Genomic DNA, 15,996 nt, shown 5'->3' on the forward strand with positions numbered 1-15,996 from the left:
AAAAAGGCCCTATTTAATCATTACTTAGCAATATCAAAATGATTAAACGCCCCATCTAGCGCACTGCGAACGGATTGCTCTGCGTTTTGTTCATGGTCAGCTCCTTTGTTGATGTGGTGCTGCCAGGTAAGGTCGTTTGGTGCATGCTTTTGAAGAGCATTCACTAAGCCATTAAATGCACCGGTTATGATTGGATTCTCATCACCACCTAATGTGACATAAAAATAGTGAGTGCTGCCTGCTGTATTAGGTAAACTTTTACTGAACTGTTTTACGACAACATTATCGTCATACCAAGCCGCAGGGCTAAAAGCAAAGTATGCATTAAATAACTCTGGTTTAGTAACCATGGTATATAACACAAAGCTACCTCCCGCCGAAAAACCTGTTAGTGTGCGCTCCCCGCTAATACGGTACTCTCCCTCTAAATAGGGTATTAGCTCTGTTTCAATAAACTTTAAAAACACATCAGCTTTACCAAATATTTCTCGTTGATTTTGATTAATTGGGCGAGCTTCTATCGCCACATCCTTACGGGCGTAAGGTGGCACTAAATCACGATTTCGTGTGTCATGCCAAAACAGGTTCGGGATGGCCACGAGAATAACCTCATGCTTGTCATCGGTGCTTTCAAGAAAACTTAAAGCGTCATCCCAAGTATCAAGGTTAAAATTGCCGTCAGTTTTAATTATGAGCGGATAAGCTTTGTTAGGGTTGTAGTTTTTGGGCAAGCGAATGAAAACTCGGCGCATTTCTGAAAGCGCATTCGACTTTATATCTATATCAATAAAGCGTGAACTATAGTGCTGTTGGTATTTCATCGCGATATACAAGCCTGTAGCTAACAAAACAAATGTAATAAGCCAAGCTAGATACTGAAATCTAAATTTTAGTAATGCCATTTTATATCCTTAATCAATAACTTAATGACACTACTTCAATTATAAATATTAGTTAATAAGACAATTGTAACAGGGTATTAGTTAGCCTCTTTCACCGACTTAACTGTGATACAAGATATTCATTATACGCTTGCTCGATAATCCAATAGCTCGCAGCCGCCATTGCCAGCACTGAAAATTTACATCGAACATTTGATAGCTTTCATCTAAACGCTTTCTTTGTGTAACGGGGGTTTACAGTTTGCATAAAAATACCGCAGCTTAACGTTGAAGCTGCAGTATTTTTTATAAAGCATATTTACTTGTTATACCAATCCGCTTAATTAAGTAGTCTATTTTGAGGCAATTAAACCTCGTTGATAACAAGGCAAAAATTTCGTTATTTAGTTGTTCTAAATGAGAAACTTTTAACGCAGTTAGCGACAGGTTTAATCCCTCAAAATGATTAAGTATTATTGCGGGTTGGTATTAAGTAAATGCTTTTCGAAGAAGTTAGCCATCATAGTGTGGTAGTGCAGGGTAGTGCCTTTACCTTCTCGTAGGCTGTGAGAACGGTTCGGGTAAGAGAAAAACTCGAACTGTTTATTGTGCTTAACTAATTCGTTAATTAAACGCTCTGAACCTTGGTAGTGTACGTTATCATCTCCGGTGCCGTGGATCAGTAGCAACTTACCTTGCAGATCTTTTGCAAAAGTAATCGGCGACGTGTTGTCGTAACTTTCAGGATCGGTATTTGGGTTACCCGCATAGCGTTCTTGGTAGATAGTATCGTACAAGCGAATATCTGGCACTGGGGCTGAGGCAATACCAACTTTATATTTATCACCATGGCGGAATAACAAATTAAGTGTTGAACTACCGCCACCAGAGTGACCCCATACACCGACACGGTCGGTATCAATGACATCCCAACGTTTTGCCATTGCATCAAGGGCGTCAACTTGGTCTCGTACGGTAATAGAGCCTATTTTTTTGTAGATAGACTTACGCCAATCTCTGCCTTTTGGTGCGCGCGTGCCGCGGTTATCAACTGAGGCAACAATAAAGCCTTGCTGAGTTAGATACGACTTGTATAAGTAACTGTTACCTTCCCAGCGGTCTTGTACTGTTGAGCCCCATGGCTCACCGTAAACATAGAATACAATTGGGTATTTTTTACTTTTATCCATATTCGCTGGGAACATGATGTAGCCATCAAGCTCAACACCATCACGGGCATTAACTGTAAAGAACTCGTGAGTCGGTAATTGCTCAGTCGCTAATTTCTCTTTTAATGCTTTGTTCTCAACTAAGGTTTTCACATTGCTATGATCGCTTACTTTGATGATCTCTTTCATTGGTGGAGTGCCAAATTTAGAAAATGTGTGCATCGCCCAAGAGGTATCTTTAGACATATAATAGCTGTTTGAGCCATCAAATGACGCTGGCGTTACGCGCATAGGTTTAGAGCTGCCATCTAACGACGTACGGAATAAATACCGCTGGCTAGGATCATCCGGTGATGCAGTAAAGTACATAACGTTTTTATCTTCGTTAAGCGCTAACATATCAATGATGTCATAGTCGCCCGGCGTTAAATCAACAACCGTTTTGCCATCGCGAGATACACGGTATAGATGACGCCAGCCATCACGCTCACTGTGCCAAATAAAGAACTTACCGTCTTTTGACCAGTTTGCTTTATAAAACCACTCAATAAAGGCATCGTCTTTATCTTCAAGGATTTTAGTTAGCTGTTGTTTTTGCCAGTCGAATAACCAAACCTTGTTGTGGCTTTGCGGGCGGTTAAGATCTTGGATCATCAAAGATTCACCAGTGCCTGCCCAGCTAATACGTGGAATATAACGATCACGATTATCGCCACCAAGTTCAGCCCAGCGAGTTTTCTTGTCGCTAAGACTGACCACACCCACTTTAACCGCAGAGTTCATCTCGCCGGCTTTTGGATATGGGAATTCTTTAAGGGTAGGGTAGAGATCATCGGTGTTATTGATCATGGTGAAGTATTTCACGCCACTGGTATCAAGCTGCCAATAGGCAATTGATTTATTGTCTGGGCTCCAGCGAAAACCATCACGAATAGTAAATTCTTCTTCGTATACCCAGTCAAAATTACCATTAACAATGGTGTCGTTACCATCAGTGGTTAAAGCAGTCACAGCCTTGCTACCGACTTTTTCCATGTAGATGTTGTTATCACGCACGTAAGCTACTTTTGAGCTATCTGGTGAGAACTTAGCAAACATTAGCTTTTTCGCTTCGATGTTTTCGCCACCTAACTGATATAGCGAATCTGTTTCAAGGTTTAATAGCCAAAAATCACCACGGCTACGTGAGCGCCACACTTGCTCGCCATTGGTAAAAACCATCAGCCATTTACCATCTTTAGACCATTGATAGCTTTCAACGGTGAGTGGCTCTTTATCACCTTTGGGAATTAATTTTTCGTAGCTAACAAGCACCTTACGACCCGTCCCATCGGCGTTATAAAACACAATATCATTGCCTTTTACGCCGTGTTCATCGTCTTTAGCTTTGTCGTCTTGAGTATTTTTATCGCTTTCGCGCTCTTCAAGTACTGTGTAGCCAGTACCATCATCGAGCCACGTAAAATAGGTGCTACGCTCAGCTTTAAAGTCTTTTTCTTTATAAATTTGTGCAAGCGAGAGTGGATTAGCCGTTGCGTTCACTGTTGCTGATGGGGTGCTAGCTTGCTCTGCAGTTGAGCATGCCTGCAAACCTAAACCCGCAACCACAGCAAACGCAAGGGTTGATGTTTTTATTAAATTCATTTTGTTGTTCCTAGGTTTTAACTTACCTAGCGTACCAAATTAGATGAATAAAATCTGAGCTTTTATCGTGTTATCAGGGGGGTTGAACTTAAACTCAATCGTCCCACAAAAACATACTGGCTTGCTTGTTGGCAATACGTAGCTCGTAAATATCATTACAAGGGCGCATCGCCGCACCATAGCAAACATGTAACGGCAATAAGTGCTCTTCACGAGGATGACTAAAACGCGCCGCAGGGGCCATTTGCCATTCTAATAGCTTAGCTTGTCGCTGCTGCTCACTCAGCTCAGTATTGCCACATACATCAACTAACCATTGCTCAAAAGCCATATTTTGCGCTTTAATTTCAGCGGTTTCAGGGGTGAAAAATGCGCGCATATTATGAAAAGTAAAGCCAGACCCAATGATCAATAAATTATCGTAATCAAGTTGTTGTAAAGCCTCACCTATCGCTAGGTGTAAGCTTGGCTCAAGGCTTGGGTGTAACGACAATTGCACACAAGGTATATCTGCTTCTGGATACATAATTTTCAAAGGCACATACATACCGTGGTCAAAGCCACGAGATGGGTTTAATGCGCTATCGATATTAGCTTTTGCCAATGCCTGATGTACTTTTTCGGCAAGGGCTGGTTCACCTGGGCTTGGGTACTCAATACTGTAAGCAGGCTCAGGAAAACCATAGTAATCATAAATTAGCTCAGGAGCAGCACTCGAAGTAATACTAGTAGGGTTCGCTTCCCAGTGCGCACTCACCATCAAAATAGCAGATGGCTTTTTAATTTTAGCAGCAACGGACTGCAAACAAGTGACCATATCGGCATGACTTGGATCGCCAAGTAAAGGCATAGGACCGCCGCCATGTGAAACAAAGAAAACGCGTGGCTTTTGCATAAATGTACTCCTTAAATACGCTTTTCATACCAATTCGCTTAATTAAGTAGTCTATTGTGAGGCGAAGAAACCTCGTTGATAGCAAGGCAAAAATTTCGTTATTTAGTTGTTCTAACTCAGAAATTTTTAACGCAGGTAGCGACAGGTTTAATCCCTCAAAATGATTAAGTATTATTGCGGATTGGTATCTCTATAGTGCACGCACAGAGGTACAATAACTAGCCACAAAAACGCACAACTAGGGTGTGAATTTACACACCAATAGTTTGTAAGTACTAACTTAAATGCCAAGCTACGTTCATGGCAGGGACTTGCCCTTTTAAGCCACCTTCGAGAGGTTCTTTGCACAGTAATGTTAGTTGATAAAAAGCATCGTAGTGCTGATGTAGTTCATCGGCGACTACACTAAACGGCGGACCCGAAAACTCACTTTGCTGATACTCAAAGACCACCACTAACTGTTTAGCTCTATTAGTTAATTCAAGTAAATGCTGGGTATAGCGAATGCGCACTGGCTTTGGTAGCGCAACTAAAGCGGCACGGTCATAAACTGCGTTGATAGGGCCAAGATCAGCTGCAGTAAGTGCAAAAATATCACCCACCCAAACGGTTAGATTTGCGCCTTGGTAACGTAATAGTTCGCCGTGTTGGCTAATTTCGGGTTCTAGCTTTAACTCATCAAATAACTGCTTAATGGCTATCTCACTAAGTTCTGCCCCAACAACACGCATACCTTGCGCTAGCAAATAATGAATGTCGTGAGTTTTTCCGCACAGTGGTACAAAAACAGTATCGCCTTGCTGCAAATTTAAGTTAGTAAAATACTGATCTAGATAACGGTTAACGTCTCCTTCATGAAAACCAATTTCGTTATTTTCCCAACGTTGATGCCAATGCTTTGCGTCCATTACATACTCCTAAATAAATTGAATGAATTGAGCTGATAAATATATTCCGACACCAAAAAGTAGGTGAGTTACAGCACTTTTTAAGCGGGCTTGAAGTGGGTTTGCTGTTTTCGTAGCCATTATCCCCATCCCTAAAGCGGGCTGCATAACAAAAAATGGCATAGATACGCTAGCTAATCCATATATACATGCAGCGATTAAGGTGGGCTGTTCAAGCCAAGCAATACCGACCAATAATATAAATAGAAACGAAAATAAAACACCAATAAAGTAGTGTAAACACCAGCCAAACACGCACTCAAACTGCTTAACTGGACTAGTTGCTATATTCAGGTGCTTAAACTTTCCATCTAATAAACCCAAGCCCCAACGGCCAACTAAACAAAAGTTTAATGACGGTATCTTAAACACTTTAGCCAGCAGAAAAGCATAAAGATCAATGAACAAAGTCGCCGCTATGCCTACAAAAGTTATCACATAAATATCATTAACACTCATAATTAGATGCTCTTAAATGATTTAATAAAAAACATGATATCTAATTGCAAAAATGCTAAAAATAGCAAGATAAACAAACTATGATTGCAAAAATGAGAACATGATTGACGATATTGCCCTATTCATACAGATTGTTAAACAAGGCGGCCTAAGTAATGCGGCTGAGAGCTTGTCGTTGCCTACCGCAACTGTATCGAGACGCTTGCAACGACTTGAGCAACGCCTAGGCGAGCAGCTTTTAAATCGCTCAGCAAGGCAATGCACGTTAACGCAAGCAGGAGAGGTATATTTTCAAAGTTATGTTGAATTAGTTGAGCAGTTTGAACAAACTCACCGCCAGCTTAATGATCAAAAAGCACAATTATCAGGAAAGCTTAAAGTTTTAGCACCTCTGAATATTAGTCATGGTTTCTTAAAGCCAATGTGGCTCGCATTTACTAAACAGTACCCTGATATTCAACTTGAGCTATTGCTTAATAATAAACTTGAAGATCTGAGTAAAAGCCAAGCTGATCTAGCAATAAGAGTCGGGCCGCAGGTTGATTCTATGCTCCATCAAAAAAAGTTAGGCAGTGTTGATACCTTATTTGTAAGCACAAAAGCATACCTTGATTCGGCACCTTCCATAGAAGAGCCAACTGATTTAAAACAGCATAGGTTAATTGGTACCACGTTGAGAAATAAGTGGCAGCTAACCAATACACAAACGAATGCAACTTATACGCACATGTGCCGATTTGCTACTACTTTTAACGATACCGGATTTGTAAAATACTTAGTTTGTGATGAGCAAGGTATTGCTTTGTTACCTCGGTTTGAGGTTATAGATGAATTAAAATCTCAGCAGTTAGTTCAAGTACTGCCACACTGGCGAGGGGAAAACCGCGACATTTATGCTATCTGGCCAAGCGCACGTTTACTGAGTAAAAAGGCTGTCTGTTTAAAACAGTTTATAACCGACTATATTGCTGAACAATTATAAAGTCTGCCATTGATATTCCATCTGTTTAGCAGTCAATAAGGCATGTTCGTAGCTAATAAGCTCAGCGACTAACACTAAACTCATATCAATGCCGGCAGAAATTCCACCTGAGCAGGTAAACTTATCGTCGGTGATCCAACGAGTATCGGCAATCACATTAAGATCTTTAAACATAGCAGCCAAATGGGTTTGATCTTGCCAGTGGGTCGTGACGTTTTTACCGTTTAAAAGCCCCGTTTTAGCAAGCAAAAATGCTCCTGTACAAACGCTGGCAACACGTTTGGTTTTAGTAGCAGTATTTTTTAACCACGCAATAACCTCTGCTTTTTCAAGTTCTAGAGTATGATCACCACCAACCACAATAAGTAAATCAAGCGAAGGACAGTCAGCGAAACTGTAATGGGGGTTTACACTATAACCACCACGGGCAAGAACAGGACCAGTAGTTTCGGCAATTAAACTCACTTGCCAGTCATTATCCGCTAGGCGCTTAGCGGTACTGAACACCTCAAATGGACCTGAGAAATCGAGCACTTCGGCATCATCATAAATGTAAATTCCAATATTCATACAATTGTTCCTGTTATGTTGATTTATTTCTCAAGCAAAAAAACGTACTATGCCATTTTTGCAGTTCGTTAATAACATATTATTAAATTGCGCACTGTATACAAACAAAACTTCAAGGCATTGTTAATGCGTTTTTTATTATTATTGAGCGTGCTGCTGGTTGGTTGTAAAACAACACAGCAAAACGTTGCTGAAATCAGTGAAGTATCGCCGAGCACTATTTATTTTCAGGGCGAAACATCAAAGCAAAATGTTGAAAAGTTCGAACAATTATTAGTAAGTAGCGATCAACAAATCAATACCTTGGTTATTAATAGCCAAGGGGGTGATGTGATGGCGGGTCTACATTTAGGTGGCTTAGTGCATGAGTATCAACTCAATGTTGTAGTACACGAGCTTTGTGCATCGTCTTGCGCCAACTACGTACTTACCGCAAGTCCACATGTTCTCGTTGAAGAACAAGCCGTTATAGGCTGGCATGGGGGCTCATTACAGCCATTATACGTGCCGATGGAGCAACCTCCCGAGGTCGCTAGCTATATTACAAAATGGCAAACAGCAGAACGACAGTTTTTTAAAATCATCAATGTTGAACAAGCGGTTACTATCATAGGTATGATGCCAGGCATTACCGAAAAACGTGATTCAGCAATTTATAGTTACGATGTCCAAACTCTGAAGCGTTTAGGGTTACATATCGAGTTTGCAGGAACGCAAACAGGGATGTCAGCAAGTGGCGAAAAAGTAGCGCAAGTATTCGAGCTTGAGGAGTCTGTACTTAACCACTTTTTGATGCTCAACGATATCGTGTCAGCAGAACTAATTAACTAATAAAAAGCCAACATGACGTTGGCTTTTTTGTATCGCATTTAATCTAACTCTAATTGGGCTTTTTCAACACTTTCCGCGGGTAACTCTTTTTGAACAGAAACCCCCAGCTCTTTGAACTCAGAGGCCTGCTTAATCAAGTTCCCTTTACCACGATACAGCTGAGAAAACGCTTTATCATAGCTTTCTTTGGCGCGGTCTAATTGCTTACCAACCCCTTCCATACTAGTAAGAAAACCATTTAACTTGTTATAAAAGCGCTCTGCACGGGCAGCAAGCTCTTTTGAGTATTTAGTTTGCTCTTCAAAACGCCACAATTGTTTAACGATATTCAAACTAGTCAATAAGGTAGTCGGCGTTGCAACTAAGATATTTTTTTCGATTGCTTGCTGATAAATATCACTCTGGTACTTAAGCGCTTCAACAAATGCAGACTCTATCGGTACGAACATGATCACCACCTCCGGCGAGTTAATACCTGGTAGTCTATCGTAGGCTTTACTTGCTAACTCATTAATACGTGATTGCACTGCCGTGACATGCTCTTTGAGCGCTTGCTGTGCCTCAAGCTCTGAATCGGCATTTACGTAGCGTGTGTAAGCGTTTAACGAGGTTTTAGCATCGATAACTAAATGACGCTGTTGTGGTAAATACACCACCACATCAGGGCGAAGGCGTCCCTGTTCCGTGTTGAATGACACTTCACGTTGATAATCTACTCCGGCACGCAGTCCTGCGCTGTCTAATACATTTTCGAGCATTAACTCACCCCAATTCCCTTGGGTTTTCTTTTGACCTTGTAACGCAGTGCTAAGTCTATCAGCTTGTTCAGTAATAGCTTGGCTTTTAGCTTGCAAATGCAATAACTCGGTTTTAAGTGCAGCACGCTGTTTGAGATCTTCAACATGGATCAATTCCATTTTATCGCGAAAGCCTTTTAGCTCACCCTGAACAGGTTTTAATAATTGCTCAATGCTTTCTTGATTTAAGGTTTTAAAACGCTGAGATTTCTCTTCAAGGATTTGGTTAGCAAGATTTTCAAACTCTTTCTTAAGTTGCTCTTTGCTTTCTTTAATTTGACTGAGCTGTTCTTTAAAGTGCAGCTCTTTTTGCTCTACCGTGCTGCGTAAAGTACTTAAATCAATATCACGTTGATTGAGAGTCGCTTTGGTAGCAGCAAGCTCAGCCTCGACTTGACGCCAAAATTGGTTGTATTGCTGTGCTTGTTTTTCTTGTTCTACAAAACGGGTTTTAAAGTGTTGAGATTCATCACGTTGTTCAGCGTAATCTTGTTGCAATTGAGAAAACGAGAGTTGGCTTTCTTGTAATTGCAACTGCGTTTGCTCTAAATGGCTTTGCTGAATTTGATGACTATTTTGCAGTTCAGCTAACTGTTCTTTTAAGCGGCTTTTTTGCAGAGCAAAAATAACACCACTTGCGAGTGCACCTGTAGCAGCACCAAGCACCACACTTTGCCAATTAATCTGTGCAATTAGCTCTGTAATCATATCGAAAACTCAATAACTTAAAGACACATCATCATAACGAAATAGTTCTCAACAGAGTAGGGGGATCAGGCATAAAAAAAGCCAGCTCAAGAAGAGCTGGCTCTAACATTACTAAAATTTAGTAACCAAATGGGAAATCAACATAATGCTTATGTAAACTGCAATTTAACAACAAGCATAATAATAGACGCCCTAAAATTTGATTAGTTCAAAAAAACTTTAAAAAAATTTAATTTTTTATCAGCGCAAGCATTTGCTCTTCATCAAACTGAGTAAAACTCATTGATTTTTCAGTAAATAATGCATCAACAAGCGCTTGCTTATGCTGCTGCATTTTAAATACTTTTTGTTCAATTGAGTTAGCCATAATCAATTTATAAACAAACACAGGATTAGTTTGGCCAATTCGATAAGCACGATCTGTCGCTTGTTTCTCAACAGCAGGGTTCCACCAAGGGTCAAAATGAATCACGGTATCTGCTTGAGTCAGGTTTAACCCTGTACCACCGGCTTTTAAACTAATTAAGAACACAGATGTATCACCTTGAGTAAACTCTTCGATAACACGATCGCGTTGTCTTGTTTGCCCTGTTAGCATACTAAAGCTGATGCCAAGCTCATTTAATCGCTCCGCAATCACATCAAGTGCCATGGTGAATTGACTAAATATAATCACCTTTCGGCCTTCACTAAGCATGATAGGTAAATGTTTAGAAAGCCATTCAAGCTTAGCGCTGCCTGCTTGAGATGTTGGATCTATCAATTTGGGGTGACAACAAATTTGTCTTAATTTTAATAATGCATCCAGAAAAGCCAGCTTACTTTTTTGCACACCCTGCTGAGCAAATAAATCGACCAATTTCTGCTCTAATGATTCAGTTATACCGGTATAAATTTCTTTTTGTTTAGTTTCAAATTCAAATTCTTTTACTAGCTCTGTCTTCTCTGGTAACTCTTGAGTAACTTGCGCTTTAGTTCGGCGTAAGATAAATGGCATGATCAATGACTTCAATTCGTCAGCGCGTTGTACATCGTTATCACGCTCAATAGGCGTTTGAAAGTAGCTTTTAAAATGTGTTTGCGAACCAAGTAAAGACGGCATAGCAAAGTCGAGCAAGGATTTAAGCTCAAATAGATTATTTTCAATAGGGGTGCCGCTTAAACACAATTTAAAGTCAGCATTAAGGCGCTTAACCAAACGTGAAACTTGAGCTGCATCATTTTTAATATATTGGGCTTCATCTAAAATGATATTTTCAAAATAAAGCGGCGAATAAAAAGCGATGTCGCGCTTAAGCAGTGGGTAAGTCGTTAAAATACAATCAGCTTGCGACAGCTGTTGTAATTGGTCGCTGCGAGCAGCACCGAATACTGTGGTGATTTTTAAGTTGCTAGCAAACTTATTAATTTCGCTTTGCCAATTACCAACAAGGCTTGTTGGGCAAACAATTAATGTAGGACCCGATTGAGGTGATTGTTTTGCGTTAGCTAAAAAGGCGATAACTTGTAAGGTTTTACCTAGTCCCATGTCGTCAGCCAAAATACCACCGAGCTGGTGACGTTTTAAAAAGTTGAGCCAGTCGACGCCAAGTTGCTGATACTCTCTTAGCTGCACACCTTTGTTTAAGCCTTGAATATCGGACTTTTTAATTAACTGTTGTGAGTCACTTAACTCAGCTAAGTAAGCATCTAGCACATCGTCAACAATATTCACCTTAATCGCTTTTTGCTCAATAAGCTTTGGCAAAAACGATAGCGGCATTAAGATTTCGTCACGCGTTTTGATATGCTCAAAACGTTCACGATAATCGTTAAGTTGCATCATCGCGACCTTTTCAACTACCGCAAAGCGTTTACCTACAGTAAAATAATAGAAACGCTCACTTTGTCTATTAAGTGACTGATAAATATTATTATCAGTGATAAATAGTTGTTGCGTTTTGACTCCAGAGATCACGATTTTACTAACTATCTGATGTCCTTTACCACGCTCAACTTGCAGTGAAAGCTGTTTTAGAGCTTTGCCGACCTCTAACTCATCATTAATTTTCCAACCACGCTTTAATAAGTTAGGAATAATTTCAAACTTTAGCCAGTGCTCATGAATAACTGATTGTTTATTAAAGATAAACTCAGTTTGTAAAGCCCCTTTACATAATTCAAAACCGAGATTGGTTAATTCATTTACAACGGTATTTTCTAATGACTGGTTGAGTATATCCGCTGGAGCTTGGCTTAAATCATACAAGGAGTTTTGATAATTAAACTGCAATGATAAGCGGATTGTACCCTCGTCATTATTAATACTGATGACTGGGAATACAGTTCGAGCTAGGCTTTTTTTACTTTGCTTAAAAGCATGCGGAATAACCCCTTCACCGAAGTTATCATTGAGTTGCTGATAAACACGGTCAAAGTTCTCAGTGTGAATTGCAGGCATATTTGCGAGTAAAGCTATTTCATCAGCTGTTAATGGAGTACGAATACGACCTACTTTTAGTTTTTCTGGATCAAGGTAGGTCGGAGGTGTTGTTTTTAATAATAACCAATTATCTTGGCCTGCTAGCGTCATACTCAATGAGGTTAAGTCTTTATTTTGTTTCCAATCAAACTCTAGAGCTTGCATGCTATCAGCTTTAATAGCTTGGCGTGAACGACCTAAGAACAAACGTTGCGTGGCGATTAATTGCTGTAGTGCAGCAAACCCCCATTGACCTTTGAGCTCTAATTTACCGAGTGCATTTTGTGAGCGTATCCAACTATATAAACGAAAGTCTGACTCTAGTAAATCAGTAGGAGTTACAAAGCTGTTTAATTGCTGCTCTGTAAGATTTCGACCTAGGGTATAATTATGTTCAGGGTCATAATTAGCAATCTTCGGGGTGATAGTTACTATAGATTTCTCTACATCAAGAACAAATAATAAAACCTGTTTGGCATCTTCGTTGGCAATCTGCTTAAGCGTCTTAAGTTCACTAAACCAATCGTTAATGATGTAGTCTTCACCGTAGTCGCCTGAATGTTCAATTTTGAGCTTAAGTAACACGGCGGCAATATGACGACATTTGGTTTTAGATCCGCAAGTGCAGTGTGAATCGACCGAAAATCCACTTGGTAATTTACTGATCTCAATATGCTGAGTGAAGGTATTTCCTTCGTTACCAAACATCGATGCATCAATAACACTAAAGTCACTGTTATGTTCTAACCAGTTTATTTGACCGTTCTGATGATACTCTTTTGCTTTACTTAACACATGTGGCTTAAACAGCTGTTTAATGAAGCGCTCAGACAGGGGAAACTGAGTTTCTTGCTCTTGTTTTATTTCTTCAAAGATAGCTAATAAGTCATTTTTGGATAAGTTAGCAGACATAACGCTTATGGCAGTAAAAACAAAAAATAATTCTGCCAGTATATGATCTATCGACCCAGAGCTAAAGCACTATTGAGCAATATTGGACTGGTTGGAGCTGATAACTTAGTAAAAAACTGCTTTAAAAGAAAATGAAAGTTGAAAATTGACATTCTGAGCATTTAACAAACAACAATCGCACAAGATATAAACAGCTTAATAACAAGGCAGGGGCTTTACAGATCGCTTTTTTACTAAGTAAACAAATTTATGGAGTAAAAAGCCTGTAAAGGGGTTATTAGTTGGTAAAAAACTGATCTGAGAGGCTAATAAGTAGCTATTTTTACATTATTAGATCATTATTTTACTAACAAATGGGAGGTTGGGATCACGCTTTTACTAACAGTAAAAGCGCGATAGATCATTATTTTACTAACTAATTAAAGCTATTTAAAAGTTTAGTTAACTGCTCTAAACGTTTGTCTGTCATCACTTTATTATCGATTTTGACAGATAAATCGCCGCTTTTGATATTGCGCTGTACGCTAACAAACTCACTGTCGATGAGCGCTTCTCGGCGACTTGGCGTTGCAGGCTCAGCAGTTAATAATTTTGTAATTGCCAGAGCACGTTTATCATCACTACTAATTTGCGCTATTTCAGCATCACTACTCACATCATTTACTAACTTAGTGAATAACTGCTCATCACGTTCTTTGGCACTAATTAGCTTTTTGGCCACTTCACGGCCAACATGGTTAGCTGTAGGATAAAGGCTCAAAACTGTTGCAGGGAGATTCTCATAAGCTTTGATAGCATCAGCAATCGCAGTGTGAGATACCCCCTCAATTGCCGCAATCTCACGATAAGAGCCCTTTTTACCCTCAGCAATAAGTTCATCACGGGTTTGTTGATAAGCTTGACCAAGCTCCCACAGACTTGGGGCAATGTATTGGTCTGATGATACTGCAAGGATTTTAGCATCTTGATCTGTAAAATCTTCAGAGCTTAAAACTAAGTAATCAGAGTTACTCAAAATACATGCTTTACGACGACGAGAGCCTGCTAACACAAGCATTTCGTCACCTTTATCCCAACATAGTGCAGGGTGCTGATTGCGGCCGTCTTCGGCAATTGCGGGAAGGATATCTGCAACTGACTTTTCATTTAGTAATGATTGTACGCGGCGGTTTTTACCATAGACCTTTGTTCTTGCTTCAATTTCTGAGCTAGGAATAACCTTACACACCAGGGTAATTTGACGAGTAGGATCGCTAGGTGCTGGCATACTAATAACATCGCCAGCCGATGCCTGTTCAAGCAAAGCATCTAAGCTACTACTTTCAATTGAGGTTGAAAAAGGGTCTAAGCTGGTATCATTTTTACGTTTTTTAGCCATTTTTATTCTTTACCTTACTTAGCTGAATTTAGAGACGACTGAGTTGATTGCCAATTCGAGCGGATCAGCATTTCAAGCTCATCTACTACATCTTTGATATTTTCCTGAGCACGAAGTAAAGACTCACGACTAGCTAAGCTGTCAGAGGTTTTTTGATCAAAAATGGTGTTAAAAGATGATGAACTAGCTGTGATAGCAGAACTATGATTAATTGGATAGCTCATTACTTGGCGACCAAATGCACTACGAACATCTTTAACAATATCTCGTTGTGAGTGGTTACCCTTAACATAGTTAGTTACCAAGAATTGCATAAAATCCCAACCTTGGTGACCAAGTGCTGCAACTGTATGGTAAATCTCACCTAATCGTTTTAAGTATTTATTGTTTGCATCAAAGTCGACAGCTTCAGGATGAACCGGAATAAGCATCGCAGTTGAAGCCATTAATGCATTATAAAACATGAAGTTAAGAGATGGAGCTGTATCAATTAGAATAATGTCAAATTGGTCTTTTACTGGCTCGATAACTTTTTCTAGCAGCTTATGATAATGACGTGTTTTATCGTAACTAGAGCTATCTTTTAATAAAGTTGCTGTTTCATGCTCAAAGTAAAAGTCATCCATACCTGAAGGTAAAATACGAATATTAGGAATGTGGGTAGGTAAAAAAGAATTACCTACTAGCTCATGCCAAGTTTCATTTTCTTCAAGCTCGATACAATCACGCATCAAGTCACCCACAGTGATCGGGTCTGGCTCACTTGGTGGGAAAAAACTTGAAGAAGAGCCTTGTGGATCAAGATCAATAATACCGATTCGATAGCGTTTAATGTTGGTAGTAGCAAGTGCAGCGGCAATATTTACCATGCTTGTTGTTTTACCACAGCCACCTTTTAATGAATTGATAACGATAACTTGTAATTTATCGTCCTCTGTACGGTGATCAGGCTTAATATCCATGATATCGGCCATAGCAAAAATATTTACTAAGGTATATGCATAGTGACCATTTGCACCACGTTTAATGTTAAGTTTATCAAAGTCACCATTATCATGGCGTCGTTTTAAGGTACGATTATTACAGCCTAATAAATCAGCTGCTGCTTTTTGGGTATAAGTTCGAAGTTCTTTTTCTTCAGACTTTAGATGAGCACGATAATGTTGAATACGTCCTTCTAGCGATTTTTCAGCAACTTCTGCTGTCGCTTTTAGTAACCTATAAGTGGCTAGCGCATTATTATTGATAGACATACTTTCTTCCTCAAAGTTATGCTTTAAGTATAATGTCCATTCAAATTGCTGTAAACAAGTATTTAAGACGACATGCCTTTTATTTATAAGACATTTAATAAAAAATTGT

At 39.6% G+C, this 15,996-nt stretch carries 12 protein-coding genes; 2 read left to right on the forward strand and 10 right to left on the reverse strand.

The annotated features are described in order from the left end of the window. Window positions 1-20 precede the first annotated feature (20 nt). The 5 genes from J8Z25_RS19510 to J8Z25_RS19535 form a co-directional block, all read right to left on the reverse strand. Window positions 21-902 carry an alpha/beta hydrolase gene (locus tag J8Z25_RS19510; protein ID WP_250662097.1) on the reverse strand — a complete coding sequence of 294 codons (882 nt, stop codon included), beginning with the start codon at window positions 900-902 and terminating at the stop codon, window positions 21-23. Window positions 903-1,354: 452 nt separating this feature from the next. Beyond that, window positions 1,355-3,694 carry a S9 family peptidase gene (locus tag J8Z25_RS19515; RefSeq protein WP_167657308.1) on the reverse strand — a complete coding sequence of 780 codons (2,340 nt, stop codon included), beginning with the start codon at window positions 3,692-3,694 and terminating at the stop codon, window positions 1,355-1,357. Between the two features lie 94 nt (window positions 3,695-3,788). Next, window positions 3,789-4,589: a DODA-type extradiol aromatic ring-opening family dioxygenase gene (locus J8Z25_RS19520; RefSeq protein ID WP_250662098.1), complete on the reverse strand. Its 801-nt coding sequence runs from the start codon at window positions 4,587-4,589 to the stop codon at window positions 3,789-3,791. 275 nt (window positions 4,590-4,864) lie between these two features. After that, window positions 4,865-5,497 (reverse strand): thiopurine S-methyltransferase, encoded by a 633-nt coding sequence (gene tmpT / locus J8Z25_RS19530; RefSeq protein ID WP_130052357.1) that lies wholly within the window; start codon window positions 5,495-5,497, stop codon window positions 4,865-4,867. A gap of 9 nt (window positions 5,498-5,506) precedes the next feature. Continuing rightward, window positions 5,507-5,995, reverse strand: coding sequence for a DUF2938 domain-containing protein (locus J8Z25_RS19535; RefSeq protein WP_130052358.1), 489 nt, complete (start codon window positions 5,993-5,995; stop codon window positions 5,507-5,509). Window positions 5,996-6,095: 100 nt separating this feature from the next. On the opposite strand from J8Z25_RS19535, the gene J8Z25_RS19540 reads away from it, so the two are divergent. After that, complete coding sequence (locus tag J8Z25_RS19540) at window positions 6,096-6,977, forward strand: LysR family transcriptional regulator (RefSeq protein ID WP_250662099.1); 882 nt, start codon at window positions 6,096-6,098, stop codon at window positions 6,975-6,977. Here the strand turns inward: J8Z25_RS19540 and J8Z25_RS19545 are convergent. Next, window positions 6,972-7,547, reverse strand: a complete 576-nt coding sequence (locus J8Z25_RS19545) for a DJ-1/PfpI family protein (RefSeq protein ID WP_250662100.1) — start codon at window positions 7,545-7,547, stop codon at window positions 6,972-6,974. The two genes, J8Z25_RS19540 and J8Z25_RS19545, sit on opposite strands and share 6 nt — an antisense overlap. Window positions 7,548-7,673: 126 nt before the next feature. On the opposite strand from J8Z25_RS19545, the gene J8Z25_RS19550 reads away from it, so the two are divergent. Further along, window positions 7,674-8,378: a hypothetical protein gene (locus J8Z25_RS19550; protein ID WP_250662101.1), complete on the forward strand. Its 705-nt coding sequence runs from the start codon at window positions 7,674-7,676 to the stop codon at window positions 8,376-8,378. Window positions 8,379-8,416: 38 nt separating this feature from the next. Here the strand turns inward: J8Z25_RS19550 and J8Z25_RS19555 are convergent, their stop codons facing one another. The 4 genes from J8Z25_RS19555 to J8Z25_RS19570 all read right to left on the reverse strand — a co-directional run bounded on the left by J8Z25_RS19555 (window position 8,417) and on the right by J8Z25_RS19570 (window position 15,887). After that, the gene (locus tag J8Z25_RS19555; RefSeq protein WP_250662102.1) at window positions 8,417-9,883 is read right to left on the reverse strand and encodes a DNA recombination protein RmuC; all 1,467 of its coding nucleotides are present in this window, start codon (window positions 9,881-9,883) and stop codon (window positions 8,417-8,419) included. A 229-nt stretch (window positions 9,884-10,112) separates the two neighbouring features. After that, complete coding sequence (locus tag J8Z25_RS19560) at window positions 10,113-13,256, reverse strand: DEAD/DEAH box helicase (protein WP_250662103.1); 3,144 nt, start codon at window positions 13,254-13,256, stop codon at window positions 10,113-10,115. Between the two features lie 415 nt (window positions 13,257-13,671). Next, window positions 13,672-14,634 carry a transcriptional regulator gene (locus tag J8Z25_RS19565; RefSeq protein ID WP_167657301.1) on the reverse strand — a complete coding sequence of 321 codons (963 nt, stop codon included), beginning with the start codon at window positions 14,632-14,634 and terminating at the stop codon, window positions 13,672-13,674. Between the two features lie 14 nt (window positions 14,635-14,648). Continuing rightward, window positions 14,649-15,887, reverse strand: coding sequence for an AAA family ATPase (locus J8Z25_RS19570; RefSeq protein ID WP_167657300.1), 1,239 nt, complete (start codon window positions 15,885-15,887; stop codon window positions 14,649-14,651). Between the last annotated feature and the right edge of the window lie 109 nt (window positions 15,888-15,996).

This window comes from Pseudoalteromonas sp. SCSIO 43101 (genome assembly GCF_023650775.1).
Taxonomy (GTDB): domain Bacteria; phylum Pseudomonadota; class Gammaproteobacteria; order Enterobacterales; family Alteromonadaceae; genus Pseudoalteromonas; species Pseudoalteromonas apostichopi.